Source organism: Limnospira sp. PMC 289.06 (assembly GCF_032350395.1).
Classification (GTDB): domain Bacteria; phylum Cyanobacteriota; class Cyanobacteriia; order Cyanobacteriales; family Microcoleaceae; genus Limnospira; species Limnospira platensis.
In genome coordinates this window covers 7044-24013 of sequence record NZ_JARPLC010000081.1, presented here as the reverse complement: position 1 = coordinate 24013, position 16970 = coordinate 7044, and the positions used below count along the sequence as shown (strand labels likewise).

Annotated in this window: 14 protein-coding genes; 6 read left to right on the top strand and 8 right to left on the bottom strand. The window is 44.0% G+C overall.

All coding sequences use genetic code 11. From position 1 onward, the window contains the following. Positions 1-172 precede the first annotated feature (172 nt). From P5674_RS16110 to P5674_RS16090, 5 genes are all read right to left on the bottom strand, one after another. Positions 173-3832 (bottom strand): DNA polymerase III subunit alpha, encoded by a 3660-nt coding sequence (locus P5674_RS16110; RefSeq protein ID WP_014274926.1) that lies wholly within the window; start codon positions 3830-3832, stop codon positions 173-175. Between the two features lie 51 nt (positions 3833-3883). Beyond that, on the bottom strand, positions 3884-4198 hold the full coding sequence (grxC, locus tag P5674_RS16105) for a glutaredoxin 3 (RefSeq protein WP_014274927.1): 315 nt from the start codon (positions 4196-4198) through the stop codon (positions 3884-3886). A gap of 33 nt (positions 4199-4231) precedes the next feature. Further along, positions 4232-4489 (bottom strand): hypothetical protein, encoded by a 258-nt coding sequence (locus tag P5674_RS16100; RefSeq protein ID WP_035736293.1) that lies wholly within the window; start codon positions 4487-4489, stop codon positions 4232-4234. A gap of 263 nt (positions 4490-4752) precedes the next feature. After that, positions 4753-5520 carry a PspA/IM30 family protein gene (locus P5674_RS16095; RefSeq protein ID WP_006618307.1) on the bottom strand — a complete coding sequence of 256 codons (768 nt, stop codon included), beginning with the start codon at positions 5518-5520 and terminating at the stop codon, positions 4753-4755. 139 nt (positions 5521-5659) lie between these two features. Beyond that, positions 5660-6145, bottom strand: a complete 486-nt coding sequence (locus P5674_RS16090) for a CRR6 family NdhI maturation factor (RefSeq protein ID WP_014274929.1) — start codon at positions 6143-6145, stop codon at positions 5660-5662. A gap of 273 nt (positions 6146-6418) precedes the next feature. Between P5674_RS16090 and P5674_RS16085 the strand changes: the two genes are divergently transcribed. The 4 genes from P5674_RS16085 to P5674_RS16070 all read left to right on the top strand — a co-directional run bounded on the left by P5674_RS16085 (position 6419) and on the right by P5674_RS16070 (position 12244). Further along, on the top strand, positions 6419-8584 hold the full coding sequence (locus P5674_RS16085) for a hypothetical protein (protein ID WP_062945675.1): 2166 nt from the start codon (positions 6419-6421) through the stop codon (positions 8582-8584). A 166-nt stretch (positions 8585-8750) separates the two neighbouring features. Continuing rightward, on the top strand, positions 8751-10583 hold the full coding sequence (locus P5674_RS16080) for a DUF3685 domain-containing protein (RefSeq protein ID WP_062946071.1): 1833 nt from the start codon (positions 8751-8753) through the stop codon (positions 10581-10583). Positions 10584-10690: 107 nt separating this feature from the next. After that, positions 10691-11440: a DUF1995 family protein gene (locus P5674_RS16075; protein WP_014274932.1), complete on the top strand. Its 750-nt coding sequence runs from the start codon at positions 10691-10693 to the stop codon at positions 11438-11440. Between the two features lie 42 nt (positions 11441-11482). Further along, positions 11483-12244: a metallophosphoesterase family protein gene (locus P5674_RS16070; protein WP_006618302.1), complete on the top strand. Its 762-nt coding sequence runs from the start codon at positions 11483-11485 to the stop codon at positions 12242-12244. Between the two features lies 1 nt (position 12245). Here P5674_RS16070 and P5674_RS16065 read toward each other — a convergent pair whose 3' ends face one another. Next, on the bottom strand, positions 12246-12836 hold the full coding sequence (locus P5674_RS16065) for a hypothetical protein (RefSeq protein ID WP_014274933.1): 591 nt from the start codon (positions 12834-12836) through the stop codon (positions 12246-12248). Positions 12837-13037: 201 nt separating this feature from the next. After that, a complete protein-coding gene (locus P5674_RS16060) occupies positions 13038-14300 on the bottom strand; it encodes an aspartate aminotransferase family protein (protein ID WP_062945676.1) in 1263 nt (420 codons plus the stop codon). A gap of 188 nt (positions 14301-14488) precedes the next feature. On the opposite strand from P5674_RS16060, the gene P5674_RS16055 reads away from it, so the two are divergent. After that, on the top strand, positions 14489-14920 hold the full coding sequence (locus P5674_RS16055; protein ID WP_006618299.1) for a hypothetical protein: 432 nt from the start codon (positions 14489-14491) through the stop codon (positions 14918-14920). Between the two features lie 64 nt (positions 14921-14984). After that, positions 14985-16313: an adenylate/guanylate cyclase domain-containing protein gene (locus tag P5674_RS16050; RefSeq protein ID WP_014274934.1), complete on the top strand. Its 1329-nt coding sequence runs from the start codon at positions 14985-14987 to the stop codon at positions 16311-16313. Between the two features lie 71 nt (positions 16314-16384). Here the strand turns inward: P5674_RS16050 and P5674_RS16045 are convergent, their stop codons facing one another. Next, the gene (locus P5674_RS16045; protein ID WP_006618297.1) at positions 16385-16681 is read right to left on the bottom strand and encodes an SH3 domain-containing protein; all 297 of its coding nucleotides are present in this window, start codon (positions 16679-16681) and stop codon (positions 16385-16387) included. Between the last annotated feature and the right edge of the window lie 289 nt (positions 16682-16970).

Here is a 16970-nt window from a genome sequence, read left to right as displayed (position 1 = left end):
CGTGGGGTGAGGGCGGGTTTATTTATATTCTCCTGGGGAATTTATGATTGACTGAGGAACCCGCCCCTACGAAATTATCCATTAATTTACTGGTGGGGTGAGGGCGGGTTTATTTATATTCTCCTGGGGAATTTATGATTGACTGAGGAACCCGCCCCTACGAAATTATCCATTATTCATTACTCATTGATAGTACATCAACAGTAAAACCAGAAGTTTTTAACTGTTGTACGATCGCCTCTTGGTTTTCTACCCAGAATTGTGACCCAAAGCGCACCAGTCGTTTAGGCGAAACTTGACCATCAACAACGGCTTGAATAGGAACCCTTCTTAACTCCTGATTACCTCGATATTCTTCTAAAATTACTTTCAGGGTTTGTAACCTTTCTAATTGGCAAATTTCTTCAGGAGTTAAATAGAGTTGAATAATCGAATCAGCCGCCAAATTAGGTGTAATTTCCGAGGGGGAACTTGGCTGATTATTCGGTTTAACTAACTCATCAGCAGACTTGATAGCCTCCACAATAATTTGAGTCTGATCATCCCGTTTTTCCACCTTACCCTCAATCACAACAACCGCATTTTCTTTTAACTCCTGTTGTACCGCCTCATAACTACTAGGAAACACCACAGCATCAATTTGTCCCGTCAAATCTTCTAGTAATAGAAACGCCATGCGATCGCCTTTTTTAGTCAAATGGGGCTTAATATTAATTAAAGTCGCCGCCACCTTAACAGCAGCTTTTGACTTTTGTTCTGACAGTTTATCCACAGTCACATTATCTGGCAGTACCCCTGAGTCTAACAAAGACTTGAGAGGGTGATCCGAAACATAAAACCCTAGTAATTCCTTCTCAAATTGCAACTTATCTTTAGGCGCATAATCATCACTTTTAGGAAAAGTAGGTTCCCCAGAAGGTGAATTACTCTCAGTATTTGCATAATTGACCAAATCAAACAAATTCGTTTGACCAATTTCCCGATTTTTCGCCCTATCTTGCGCCCAAGGAATAACTATATTCAAATATTCAATTGATTGCTTGCGGTTAGCATGGAGACTATCAAAAGCACCCGATTTAATTAAAGATTCCAAAGCGCGACTATTAACCATTTGTAAATTAATGCGATCGCACAAATCCGCCAAACTCCGAAAAGGTCCCCCTTCCTCTCGTACAGATAGCAAATGTTCAATCGCACCATCTCCCACATTTTTAATCGCCGACAACCCAAACACAATCCGATTTTCTATAGGCGTAAAATCCACATTAGAGCGATTAATATCAGGGGGAACAACATCGATACCCAAATGCTTACAGGACTCAATATAAGCCTTAACCTTGTCAGTATTGCCACTATTCTCCGTCAGCAAAGCCGCCATATACTCTGTCGGATAATTAGCCTTTAAGTAAGCCGTCTGATAAGTAATGTAACCGTAGGCTGTAGAATGGGATTTATTAAAACAATATTCCGCGAACTTAACCATTTGGTCAAACAAATGTTCTGCGATATTTTGAGGGACCCCATTGCGCGTCGCACCATCAATAAAAGTTTCCCGATGCTTCTGCATTTCCGATGCTTTCTTTTTCCCCATAGCACGTCGCAGCAAGTCCGCCTGACCCAAAGAATACCCCGCCAAATCTTGAGCCATTTTCATAATTTGTTCTTGATAGACCAAAATTCCATAGGTCTCATTCAAAATAGGTTCCAAAAGTTTATGCTCATAGCGAATTGGCTCTCGTTTATGCTTACGATTAATAAACTGAGGAATTAAACCAGCGTCTAAAGGTCCCGGTCGATACAATGCCAAAATAGAAGAAATATCCTCAATACTGGAAGGCTTTAAGTCCTTCACAATCTGACGCATTCCCGAAGATTCTAGTTGAAATAAACCTTCCAAATCTCCTCGTTCCAAAATCTTATAGGTTTTCGCCACATCCTCCGGCATTTTTTTCACCGAACCTTTAGCCAGAATATCCATGGCTTTACGTTCCTCAGCGGCTAAATTATAGGGATCAATATCTAGGTGATGATTTTGGGAAATATAGTTTAAAGTTCTTTGAATAATCGTCAAATTTTTTAAGCCCAAAAAGTCCATTTTTAACAGACCCAAGGATTCTATATCTTCCATAAAATATTGAGTAATGACCGACCCATCATTATTCCTTTGAAGAGGGACAATTTCATCTAAAGGCTGTTTAGAAATCACCACACCCGCTGCGTGAACTCCAAAGGTTTTGTTAGTTCCCTCAATACGAATTGCCATGTCAACCCACTGACGCACAGCAATAGTTCCCACTTCCTCACCCGCATCATTTTTAATGGGTACAAAGTCATTATCGTATGCTTGTTTAAATTCCGGGGATGGACTCTGATCAGAAATCATCACCTTTAATTTAGTCGGTTTACCACGAGATACCGGAATCATTTTTGCCATTTGATCAGATTTGCTATAGGGTATTCCTAACACCCTAGCCACGTCCTTTAGCACCGCCTTAGAAGTCATCCGGTTAAAGGTGATAATTTGAGCAACTTTCTCTTCCCCATATTTGGAGGTAACATATTTAATCATTTCATCACGGCGGTCTATGCAGAAATCTGTATCAATATCCGGCATAGATTTTCGTTCTGGGTTCAGGAAACGCTCAAATAGTAACCCGTGATGAACCGGATCAATATTCGTAATTTGTAGGGCGTAGGCGACCAAAGAACCCGCCGCCGAACCCCTCCCAGGACCTACGGGAATATGATTATCTCTGGCGTGTTTTATGTAATCCCAAACTACTAAAAAATAGGTAGCAAAACCCATTTTTTGCATCATTTTTAATTCATATTCTAGCCGTTCTCGATAGACGGGCTTAATTTCCGATCGCCCTTGAGCATTTAATCGTTTTTTCAAGCCTTCCCAGGCGATTTCTTCTAAATAAGTATCAGCCGTATGATTCGGAGGTATCGGATAATCAGGAATACGAGGTTCCCCTAAAATTCCCGTATAGGGTTCCACTTTTTCCGCCACTTCTAAGGTATTAGCGATCGCCTCTTTAATCACCTCATCCGGGAGATGATCTCGAAACAGTTGCATCATCTCTTCAGCGGATTTTAGGTACTCCGTCCCACTATAACGTAATCGGTTATCCTCAGTAATTAACTTTTGTGTATTAATACATAATAAAGCATCATGTGCTTCCACATCATTACAGGAAATAAAGTGTGAATCATTAGTCGCCACAATTTTGACTTCAAATTCCCTCGCCAGTTGCACCAAAGCCACATTAACAATGCGGTCTTCTGGGGAACCATGATCTTGAATTTCTAAATAGTAATCATCCCCAAAAACCCTTTTATACCATTCCACAGTTTGGCGTGCTATATCCATGCGCCTCTGAAGAATAGCTTGGGGAACCTCACCCCCCAAACAAGCACTGGTAACAATTAAGCCTTCGTGATACTCTTCTAATAGTTCCTTATTAATACAAGGACGAGCAAAAATCCCCTTTCCTTGAAAACCTTTTAAGTGAGAAATAGTAGTTAATTTAACCAGGTTTTTATAGCCTTGGGTATTTTTAGCCAAGACCACTTGATGATATTTTTTAATTCCTCGCTGTTGAACCGTGACATCAGCATTGAGGATATACATTTCATTGCCAATAATAGGCTTAATACCCTTACTGCGGCAGATTTTAATAAGTTCGATCGCCCCATACATCACCCCATGATCCGTCAGAGCGATCGCTGGCATTCCTAATTCCACAGCGCGACTGACCAACTGTGGGAGTTGAGAAGCGCCATCAAGGAGACTGTAGTCACTGTGGATATGCAGTCCGACAAAAGACATAATTAAACTTCTCCAACCATTAATTTGCGATGTACAATCCAAGCCAAAACGTTAAGATAGTGGCGGAATTAATAAAGGTTCTAATTTCCCTTCACTGTCTAACTGATAGAGGTCATCACAGCCGCCGATATGCTGATTATTGATAAAAATTTGGGGAACCGTGCGCCGACCGTTAGCCCGTTGTGCCATAGCTTCTCTAGCATTGTTATCCCCATCTATTTGATAATCAATATAGTCAACCCCTTTCCACCACAGCAGCAGTTTAGCGCGGATACAGTAAGGACAGGTTTGCCAACTGTACACCTCAACCTGAGCCTTAAATTTTTCGGGATTTCTGCCGAGAATATTATTCAGCAAATCTAGCATTTTATTAACTCCTATATTTACCCAAAAACTAGATTAATTATAATTAATATAGTTCATATTTTTAACTTCTGCACGCAGTCGAGACATCAATTTTTGCTCCTTATATATTGATGTATAATAGTGGAGCATAAAAACTATATTTATACCAAAAAATAAAGAAGTTAAAATTGTTCTAATAGCCGCCGCCAAACTCAACTCAGAAACCACCGTAAATAGAGCAAATACAATAGAACAGAGACCAAAACCAGCAGCAAATGCACTGATGGTTAACAATCGAACTTTGAGCATCATAAGTTCAAAGAATGAGAAGTTAATTTATGCTTACCAATGGTCACAACCCCAAACAACATAAGTAGGTGCTGGATTCGGATTCACAGAGATTATTGCTGATTTAGTCCCCAAAGTCAAAGAATTTAGCGGCACTGAGATCTAGGGAAGATTTAGGGAGCAGGGAACAGCTAAAAGCAGGGGGCTACACCCCACGCCCTAAAAAACCCTACACCCTATTACTTCCCGGTTTCCTTTCCCAAAGTTGAAGTTTCCGAGACAGCAACTTATTTGTTAAGTTCTCTACGCAACTCTTCAAGTTCGCTGTCAATCTCGGAATTATAAGCCGAACTATCACTAGGCGCAGAAGGTGACAATTGAGGCTGGTTAGCAGGAGCCCCAGCCAGTTGAGCCTTCATAGCCGCCAACTCATCATCAACATCACTTCCCGCTTCCAGAGCGCGGAATTCTTCTTCCAAACCACCACCAGTCAACTCAGCCGCAGCAGTAGACCTGGCTTCCATTTGCAGAACTTTTTCCTCCATGCGTTCAAAAGCCGAGGTAGCACTACTGGTATTAAGACCACCAAGAACATTATTGAGTTGTTCATTAGCCTTAGCCGCCTGAGCTCTAGCCTTGAGCATATTTTTCTTAGTCTTGGCTTCGGAAATTTTACTTTCTAAGCTAACCAAGTTCCGCTTGAGAGTGTCTACTTGTTCAGTTTGCTGCTTGAGACTCATTTCCAGGGTATTAGCGGTTTCGATGTAGCCCTTTTTGCGCTGAAGAGCCTCCCGCGCTAGGTTTTCATCACCCTTTTGTAAAGCTAGTTGTGCGCGAGACTGCCACTGGTTAGCTTGGGACTGGGCTTGATTATACTGCTGTTGGGAACGTTTTTGCTGGGCGATGGTCTGAGCGACGGCTTGGCGCAACTGGATCAGATCCTCTTGCATTTCAATAATAGCTTGTTCAAGGATCTTTTCGGGGTCTTCTGCCTTATTCACCAAGTCGTTCAAGTTGGCCCTTACCACTCGGCCGATACGGTCAAATAATCCCATGACGCTGTTTTTCCTTAAATGGTGTATAATTGACTGAGGATGATCAGTCTAGTTAAAGTCAGCTAGTTTGAGGGTATAGGCTCGAACCTTCCCTCACTAGAACCGATAGCTATAGTTTAACTTGTTAATCGAGACTGTTTTAGGATCGCTGTTCGATCAAATCAAATAAACCCTCATCGAGATCGTAACCTAACATTTGAGCCATAGATTGAAGCCGAGAGCGACTTGGTAATCCCATATCCTGGAGCCAACGGGTGATCACAAAAATTTTCTGCATCAGGAAAATCTCCAGAGCCTCTGGGTTGTATTGTATGCCTTCCGAGGCGTGAAACTGATGGGGAACTAGCATAGCCACATAACGAGGCAACTCTCCAGATCGCCAGTCTAAAACATAGGGTAGCCAGGGATATTGGCTATCAACACAAATAAACCACAGTCGAACTTCTGGAACCTCAGACAACTCGCGGGGATCTTGGTCATCTAGGGGATAGTCAATCTCAAAGCTGATTTCTGGTTCCGCTATCATGGGTTTTGATTCCTGAATCAGTTGCTTAACAACGTTGTCAACAGGTGAGAGATCCAGATGATTGATGCAGTGGGAGTCTAATGTGATTCTTATGGTCATTAAGTTTAACTTGGGCCGAGCTACAATTAGCGGGTTAGCTTAATTTTATCATTGCTTGACCCGCCCTACTGGGTTTAGATAATATCTTAGGGTTTCGCTGGCGGTGAGGATTGACTTAGTAACAATGATGCTCAAAGGGAATTGATCTGTTAACATCAAATTGCCCTAGAATGGTGTTTTTAAGTGACCTTGGGCAGAACCAGGGGACCACTCAAGGAACTCACCCACCAATCTGGTTAGGCTGAACCTAAAGCACCAAAGGAAGATGAAGTCATGGCAACTCCCCAATTTGAACACTCTAGCCAACCTGCATTAGAAGCAAGTGCATCCAGTGATGTGGTTATCTCTAGTGATGCGGGAATCATTCCAGAAACCAGTCAACCTATAGTTTACCCGAAAAAGCGAGGCAGAAGGCCTGGTGTCCCCAAGGGTTTTTGGGGATGGCAACTGCTGTGGTTAGTGGTCCTATTAGGGTTCGGAACGACGGCAACGGGTGCATTACTATGGCTACTGACTACGCCGCCACCTCCTAATTGTGAAGAAATATCAGCAATTTCGGCAGCAGGCGATCGCCTATATTGTGCAGACAAAAGTACACAATCGGGTAAATTAGAGGATATTCAAGCAGCATTTGCCCTAGTTAACGGTTGGCCAGAAGACCACCCCCTGCAAAACCAGGGAAGACAGATGATGCGAGAATGGTCTCAGAGGCTGATATTCTTCGCTAATCAAAGACTAGAAGCGGGAGACTTGCAGGGAGCCTTAGATTTGGTGGCTGTGGTTCCGATTGATAGCCCCGCCTATGAGGAAGTACAGCGAGCGATGGCAGCTTGGCAGAATCATTGGGATGAGGGCTTAAATTTAGCCCGACAAGCGGAAAATGCGATGAAATCCCAGGACTGGAATCAGGCTTTCCGCTATATTCAAGCTGTGGGTAAGCTCAATAATGTACACTGGAACACGAAGCGCTTTAATGAACTACTCGATCGCCTCAGCTTAGAAAGGCAAGGGGAACAGCGCCTGAAAGAAGCTGCTAATATTGCCAAGCGATCGACTCCTGAGAGTTTAGTGGAAGCTATAGCACTGGCTAACAAAGTGGATGAGCAACTGTTTATAGTCTCCTTAGCCAAAAAAGAAATTACCTCCTGGAGTCAGGAACTCATAAAGTTGTCAGTATCGGCTACTGAGAAACAAAATTTTGCTCAGGGCATTAAAATCGCTCAAATGGTTCCGTCATATTCTCCGGTCTACAGGGAAGCCCAGGATGTGATTCTACTAACTGAGCTGCAACAGGTGATTTCTAACCAATCCCTAGGACAACCTCTGCTACAAATCGCCACGTTAGTTGAGGGTCAAGCCGCCCTAGAAAGAATACCAAGCGATCGCCCTCTGTATCAAGAAACTAAAGCCATGCTCGATGATACATCGGGCAAAATTCAGGATTTAGTAGGGATACAATTAGCCAGCACCATAGCTAAAGTCAACCATCCCTGGGCTTTACAATTGGCTATAGATCAAGCCCAGATGATTGCCCCAGAACGTCCCCGTCGCATTCAGGCTCAAACCTTAGTAGCACATTGGCGCAATGAGGTACAACGGATACAAGATAGACCCTATATCCTCATAGCTAGAGAAAATGCCAAAACCGAAACCCTTGATGGTTTTAGGACAGCGGTAGCCTATGCTGAAAATGTGGCACTGGGGCGACCCTTACGCATTGAAGCCCAAACCCTAATTGCTGAGTGGACAAAACGGATTCAGATTATTGAAGATCAACCCATTTTTAGTGAAGCATTAGCCCTAGCTCAAGATAATAAATTGAGTGAGGCGGTGAAAAAGGCTTCAGAAATTGGCCGAGGTCGCGCGTTATATAACGACGCTCAGGATAAAATTGCGGGATGGGTGACAACCATCCAAACAGCCGAAGATCAGCCAATTTTGGATAGCGCCTACTCATTAGCAAGTCGGGGTAGTCTGACAGCAGCTATTAACGAAGCCTCTAAGATTGGTTCGGGTCGGGCTTTATATGCTGAGGCTCGAAATGCGATCGCCCGATGGTCAGCAGAACGCAACGCTATTTGGGCAAGTCAGCGAGCAGCAGAGGAATCTTACCGCGCTCCGGCTCGTGAATCTTACAATAACTGGAGTTCAAACGAGCCAAGTTACTCTGATAACTGGAGTTCAAACGAGCCAAGTTACTCTGATAACTGGAGTTCAAACGAGCCAAGTTATTCTGATAGTTGGGGTTCTCAGTCGTCAGGTTATTCTGATTATGTAGCACCAGCGCGCGCCTATGAGCCAGCACCAGCGCGCGCCTATGAGCCAGCACCAGCACCAGCGCCCGCCTATGAACCAGCGCCAGCGCCTGCCTATGAGCCAGCTTTACCTGCTAGTTCTGGAGATTACAGCGCTCCCGATTCTAATTTTTTCTTGGAGTAACACCAACTACTTTCTGAGAAGGTTTCCCAGGTTATTTGGGCCTGTAGTTTGAGGCTCAAAAAATGGTTCATTTTCTGGTTTTGCTTGGGTACTGATGCCATCAGGTCAGGTAGAAGTCCCTGAGAAAAACCACAAAAATACTTTGATTATTTTGCTCGGATTTGATATGAGCCAATCGATTATTCAACTGCTGCTGATTGATGATGATCCTATATTTAGAATGGGAGTCAAATCAATTTGTGAGCCATTTTCTGACCTGGAAGTTATTGCAGAAGCCGTCACCCTAAGAGAGGCTTTAGCAGTGCTAGATAATTGGGTAAAGCCACCAGTCGCGCCGACTTCGGGAGTGATTCGGGAGACTGTGAAAGTAGCGATTTTGGAGTTGAGGATTAAAGATTTAAGTCCCCATCAAAATCAGGGGATGTTGAATCAGCAACGGTCAGCGATCGCATTTTGTCAGCAAATCCAAGCCTCTTATCAAAATATCCCCCTGTTGCTATTTACCTCGGAGTCAGATCCTAACTTACTAATCTCTCTGCGGGATTTAGGAGTGCCGGGTTATTGTCCCAAAGGAGTGGGATTAGAAGAACTTTTGATCGCCCTTCGACAAGTAGCAGCAGGAGAACGCTATTGGGTCAGTCCCATTTCTGGGGCGGCGCTATCTTCCCAGGGAAACCCACAGCGCGCCCTTACCAGTTGGCAAAGATTTCGCTATGGTTTAGTTAAACCGGGGCTAAAATCCATTGAACAAGCCCTACAAGAATTAACCAAAGAACTCCAGGATAGTGAATCTATACCTAGGGGTGATAAGGTTATGATGCTCAACTTACTGATTACTAGGGGTCGCTATCGGGAGTTACGCGCCGCCAGGTGGCTGGTGAGTCAGTTAATGCCACCATTACCACCCCCAGTTAATAATCCTCCCTCATCGCCACCCCCTCCTAATCAACCATCATCCCCAGGAATTAACCAACCCCCCAAGTCTGGTCAATTAGCTACCACAAACGATTCTAGTTTAGTATTAGCTACTGAGACTTCTACGGTGGATGTGCAGTCGCTATTATTTGATGTGACTGTGGCTAAACTGCAATCAGGTTTGGTTAATTATACTGGCATCCCTTTAGAAATAGATATCCTTAAACTGACAAAAAAACAAGAGCTGATTTATACAATCTTGCGGAAATGTGAGGATTTAATCAGTGAATTACGGCTATCGGAGATACAGCCAGAACAGCTAGATGGTAAAACTGAGAGCCTGATTAGAGATTTGTGGACTGAAGCGATCGCCGATTTTTTGGGGAAGTATTATTCCCTCAAGGTCAGAGATGCCCAAGTGGAAGTAGTGCCAGTATTGTTGAGGGATGCTCCCACAGTGGAAAAGGAAATTCTTAATCATATTCCCATGATTAGGGATTTACTGGCTCATTTGTTATTAGGAGAATCCCTAACCATTGATAATCAAGTTTATGCCCTAGGTAGTTGGGAAGCTACACGACGGGCGGAAGCCTTGTTGCAACATTGGGTGATTCAAGTGGCTAATGGGGTAATGCAGCCATTACTCAATCATTTTGCAGATCTTGAGGAAGTTAAACAAACATTCTATGATCGGCGGCTGCTGTCAACTAGGGAAATTGAAAAATTTAGGAATAACTTATCCTGGCGATATCGCTTGAGTCGCTATATGAGTGAACCCCAGGCGATTTTTGAAAGTAGCTACACATTATTTATTTTAGGCGATCGCGGGATTCAAAAGCTGACCATCTATGCCTCCCGTCGCCAAGAATTAGAACAACTTTCCGGCATTCAGTTAGCCGTGACATTGGTCTTGGAAGGTCGCGATGCGATCGCCCCTAGGGTGAGAACAGCTATATCCTTTATTGGTAGCACAGCAGTTTATTTATTAACTCAGGTACTAGGTCGCGGTATAGGCTTGATTGGCCGCGGTATTATTCAAGGTATTGGTTCTTCCATTCAAGATAGTCAGTTTAGGAAAAAATAGTCCTCATAGTCCCGGATTCTTTGGTAGAATAGGTCTAAGGCGGTATTTCTTTCCGCGCTTTAACCCGTGTGGGTATTATTCAAGGGTTCGACCTACAGAATTTTGAGATGACACAACTGCCAACTACCCTATCTGAAGCGATCGAACAAGCCAAACAAGCAGCAACTGCTGCTCTCGAAGATGGCTACAAATTGATTCAAGTTGAACTGGTATTCCCAGAAATTGAACTTCAAGCTCAGTCGATCGCCTCCCAGTTTATCCCCGCCCTCGAAAAACCCGACACCCTGCTTAAAGTCTTTTTTCCTGATGCAGGGTCGGCAGCTTTGGCACGTCGAGATTGGGGAGAAACTCCTTTCCGAGTCACCGATATAGGAACCAGTCGTTCCCCCGTAGAAACTCGCCTACAACCCGATGATGGGCAGTTTTTGGTGGTGTCTCCATCTCCTGTAGAAGTTAACCAAGTGGAAAATCTGCATAAATTGGCAGGCGATCGCTCAGTGGTTCTTCTTAATCCCCGTTTAGAAGATGTTGCTATCATAGGCATAGGATACGCGGCTCGCCAACTGCGCGAACGCTTCCTAAATACCATTGAGTCTTGCTACTATCTCAAGCCTCTCGATGGTGCGGCTTTGTTTCGCTGCTATCCAGGGACTTGGGAGGTTTGGCTGGAAATTGACGGGGAATACCAAAAAATTACTGAACAATCCACTAAACCTGTGGGTGATCAGCTAGAACAAATCTTGGCTCGTGCCACCCAGGGTGATGACCCGTCATCTGTTACACCCAACCTACCACCTGCTAAGAAAAAAGGTTTTCTGTCCGAACTGCAAAGTTTTATCAATGCTTTGAGTCGATAAGCCACCTTTCACTCAGGGCAATTCATTGAGACATAAAGAAAAATGTCTAAGCGGCGCATTGTTATTGGTGATATACACGGCCACTATAAAGGCATGATGGCCCTTCTTGACAAGGTGGCTCCCAATAGTGATGATGAGGTCTACTTTCTTGGAGATCTCATTGATCGCGGCCCGAAAAGCGCTCAGGTGGTTGAATTTGTCAAAAATAGCCCCTATAAGTGCTTAATGGGCAACCATGAACAACTCATGTTGGAAGCCCTCCCGGAAGTAGGCAGAAATCAACAGGCTTGGCAGGCTTGGCTTTATAGTGGTGGCCAAACTACCGTCGCCTCTTATCAAGAGGCAGAAATTATCCCTCGCGACCATCTGCACTGGATGCGATCGCTACCCCTATTTCTCGACCTCGGAGATACTTGGCTGGTTCATGCCGGAGTTAACCCCAGGCGACCAATTGAACAGCAAACTGCTTCTGATTTTTGCTGGATTCGTAAAGAGTTCCATTCTATCCCAAAACCCTATTTTGACAAAAAACAGATTATTATCGGTCACACGATCACTTTTACTTTTGATGGGGTAGAACCAGGAAATCTTGTCCAAGGACAAGGTTGGTTGGGTATAGATACAGGGGTTTATCATGCTAAGAGTGGGTGGCTAACAGCCCTGGAACTTGATACTAATACCGTGTATCAGGTTAATGCACTCCATTATAAGTTTCGTGTCTTACCCCTAGAAGAAATTGTCACTACCCTCAAACGACCCTCTATTTTTGATAAGTTGCGTTATGTAAGGCCTCAAGCACATTAATTTACTCCCCTCCCTTATTAAGGGCGGCGGTTGTGACTTTTGTTAACCAAGTCTCGATTCCCCGTTTCGTGGGTTTTCCTGATTCGGTAAATGCCCAAATATCCCGCTTATGTTGGGGACCATAACTAATATGAATCGGGCGATCGCATCCATAAAAATATAAAGAGTCGAAAGGTAGATGGTGATCTATAATCCAATCAACCAGTTGGTTACTTTCGAGATTTCTGATCATAAAATCACAGGAAGCCCCTAATCGAGAACAGTAATATTTGCCTTTCTGATTAAGTTCATGGGCTAGGTGTTGGTCTAGGTTAGGGGCAACCCTACCGTTTTTGATTCCGCTGATCGGGTCTTTTTTGTCTAGGTATCTTTTCAAATCCCTAGAACAAAATCCATAGGTTAACTCAAAGCGATCGCGCCCAAATTCATCAATAATGGGGTCGATAATTGCTTTATTTAAGTCCTTCATCGCCTCGATACTTTCTGGCTGTTGTGGGTAAGGATTAATGCGATCGCTATATTTAGCATAGGTTTTCGTACAAGTACAAAACTCTTCTAAAAACAGATATTTCCCCAGTTTAATATTCTCCATAAATCATTACCCTAAGCCTATCCTCCCTTTCCCAGAGGGCAGGTGTATTCACCTGATCGCCCCCAGGGGAGAAACTAGCGGAAACTCCCTCCCAACAAATTATTAACTATTAATTGAAGAGGAGGGGGGATTTATTAATCTTCTGTTGACCAGAGGTAATTAACAGCCCAACCCGCACCCTCCCCTACATGATCTTCCCCATTATCCATTTTTTAAGGCGCAAGCTACCGCCTCACAGGCTTGATTAACTTCCGCCTCCGTCACAATTAAAGGCGGTACAAATCGCACAACTTTCGGACCTGCTGGCACCAATAAAACCCCTTGTGCGATCGCCGCATTTACCAGATCAATAGAAGTCAATTCCACATCTGGTTTTAATTCCATCCCATTAATTAAACCCCAACCGCGAACCTCAGCAATTAAATCAGGATACTGAGAAGCGATCGCCTGTAGGCTGTTTCTGAGCTGTTCTCCCCGCTGTTGTACATTGTTAAGGATATTTTCCCTTTCCAGAGTTTGACACACCGCCAAAGCCACACCACAGGCGAAAGGATTACCCCCAAACGTACTCGCATGGTTTCCCGGTTCAAACACATCACAGAAAGACTTACACATCAGCGCACCGATAGGAATACCCCCACCGAGTCCCTTAGCCGAAGTAAAAATATCCGGTTCTATACCCAGATTTTCATATCCCCACCAGCGACCAGTGCGACCCATTCCCACTTGTACCTCATCGAGAATCAGCAAAATTCCCTTTTCATCGCAAATCTGGCGAATTTTTTGGAAGTAAGCCACATCTCCCGGACGCACTCCCCCTTCACCCTGTAGGGCTTCTAAAAGGATAGCCGCCACCCGGCGACCGTTTTGGTCAACTTCTGCGATCGTATTTTCCAAAGCCGGAAGGTCATTATAGGGAGTATAGACAAAACCCGGAACCAGGGGACTAAATCCCTTTTGATATTTAGGTTGTCCAGTCGCCGTAATTGTAGCCAGAGTGCGACCATGAAAACTAGCGTGGGCGGTAATGATCACCGGATCTTCAATATTAAGGCGATCGTGGGCATATTTACGCGCCAGTTTAATCGCCCCCTCATTAGCTTCTGCGCCAGAGTTACAGAAAAAAACCCGGTCTGCTGCGGAATGCTCAGTTAACCAAGCCGCTAACTCTCCCTGTTCCGGGATATAGTAGAGATTCGAGACATGATGCAGCTTTTGGATTTGCTCAGTGACCGCTTCTATTAACTTGGGGTGCGCGTGTCCGAGGGTACAAGTAGCAATTCCCGCCACAAAATCCAGATACTCTTTCCCCTCTGTATCCCACACCTTACAGCCGGAACCTTTTTCCAGGGCGATAGGAAACCGCCCATAAGTGTTCATAACATTCGCGTTGAAGCGATCGATACTGAACTGTTCAGCCCCCGTTCCTAGACCGTCATCTCTGATTAAAGTTTCTGGACTCACAAATCGCTCCTTCAGTCTTGATAATGCTGATATTGTTAACCATCATATATCAGCCTTTATGGGGGCGCGTCACCGATTCCCGATATCCACTGAAATCGCAAAGGGTTTACCAACACTATCTTCTGCTGAACCCTAGCAATGGCTAAACTTGAGTTAAACTATCAAAATCAGTAGTAGTGGGTGAGTTTATGCGATCGCGATTCTTTTCAGTTATCTTGGCTTCTGTGATGATCGGTTTCCTCAGTTGGCTGTGGACTCCCCCCGCGTGGGCGATGATTCAGATCGAGTTATTTGATATCGGTTATCAAGATTGTCCGGCTGAGTTATCAGAAGGCCTGGTTTCTAGTGGTTCTATCCAAGAGGCTGACTGTTTTATTGTTACCGGAAAAGCTAACAATACCTCTGGTAAAACCGTTGTTGATGCCGATATCTTCGGGCGGATCTATGATGCTAACGATAATCGGGTCATGCAGAACCGCACCCGTCTCGGTAGTATTGATGTTGTACCTCCAGGTATTAGCGATTTTGAAATCCGCATTTCTATAGCCTCTAACCTGGAAAAGCCCTTTAAATTTAAGCAATTTAAGGCTTCTGGCTTTACCGGTCGTATCGGCCGATAATTATCAGTTATCAAGATATGGCAGTTAATTTGATTCTATCGGCTGGCTGAAACTCGGTCAAGTTATGAGTAAATATACCCCAGGCGATCGCAAATTCGGTGCATGGTTAGATCGCACCATGAAACAAATATTTAAAGCCCCCGACATCATTAAAGCCGCTAACTATCAAACCTGGCAACATAGTTTTATGCGTCAGCGTCTGGGTTTGGGCTTATGGCTGGCTTTGTTTGTCTATTTAACCTTTTCCCTATCCCAAATCAAGAATTGGCTATTCTATCCCCAAGATTTTCGCCCCGGGTGGTTAATTACCCAGGTGTGTGTACAATTGGGCGTACTGGTGGGGTTGGTGTTATTACGAACCGCGATCGGTCGTAAATACCCAGGTTTGATTTTTCTGTTATTATCCTGGATTGTGACACTCAGCCCCCAAATTCGGGCAACATTTTTGGGTATATCTCAACCCGCCATCATTGAATGGCCCCTCATGTTCTTTTCCCAAGCTACCCTGCTTCCCGTCTGCTGGTCTTTACATCTCATCTCTCAATTGGGGGTATTAGCTTATTATTTTGGCACCCAAATTATCCTAGATCTTCCCCTCAAGTTACCCGTGGATTGGATGACTCAGGATTTTCTGATATTATACTTTTTCTGGATCTGTGTCATTTGCAATCTATCGGTTTATTTATATGACCGTCTCGCCTGTTCTGAGTTTAACTCCCGCAAAGCCTTAGTTACTGCCTACGAACAGGTTAAACAAGAACAGGAAAAGTCCGAAAAACTACTACTTAATATTCTGCCATATCCCATCGCCGAACGCCTTAAACAAGACCCTAAGACTATTGCTGATGATTTTACTGATGCGGGGGTGCTTTTTGCTGATATTGTCGGTTTTACCGAGATTTCAACCAGGTTTAGTCCCACGGATTTGGTGCAGTTGCTAAATGGTATTTTTTCCAGATTTGATGGGTTAGCAGAACAACATGGTTTGGAGAAAATTAAGACTATTGGGGATGCTTATATGGTGGTTTCTGGGTTGCCTTTACCTAGGGAAGATTATGCCGAAGCGATCGCTGATATGGCCCTGGATATGCAGCGGACTCTCCGGGAGTTCAACCGACAAAATCAACAAGGTTTTAAAATCCGTATTGGTATTGCTACGGGTCCCGTTATTGCCGGGGTAATTGGCTTGAAAAAGTTTATCTATGACCTGTGGGGAGATACCGTTAATATTGCTTCCCGAATGGAGTCCCATAGTATCGCAGATGAAATTCAGGTGACAGAGGAAACATATATGGCACTTCGCGATCGCTATATATTTGAAAAGCGCGGCACAATTCCCATTAAAGGCAAGGGTGAAATGACCACTTATCTCCTTAAAGGCAAACATGAATAAACACGGCAAAAAATCTGCTTTCTGCCCCATCTTGTCAGGATAATGCACCCAGATTAATTAAACTTTAATACCTAGTTCTTATAGGTAATAAAATCACCCCGAACCCAACCACGAGCCTTAGACGCTGGAAACTCCACATAATACCATTTATAGCCATTAACTACCCTTTCATTAATCACATCAACATAATCTCCCGCATAACCATAATGAGCCACAGAATAGTTAGTTCCCGGTCCTGAACGAATGTTAATTTGAGACCCAGCATCATTCGCAAATAAACGCGCCGGATAAGCCCAAGCCGGAACTACAGCAGCAGCTATTATAACCATAGATAGACCAGCAGACACCAACAGTTTTTGAGGACTCATTGATTGACACCATTATTAATAGGTGAAATATTCAGCCAGCAATGGTTTAAATAATTAAGCCCATGTTCCGGCTTAGTCCTATTATCATCCGCCAATTAACCAGCGTCATCAGTATAATCACTGACTTTTGTCACCCTGTGGTTGGTGTTTTGGTGTTGGGTTTCACTACTCTGTTGGGTTTTACCTAACCTACTCTGTTGGGTTTTACCTAACCTACTCTGTTGGGTTTCACCCAACCTACTCTGTTGGGTTTTACCTAACCTACTCTGTTGGGTTTCACCCAACCTAC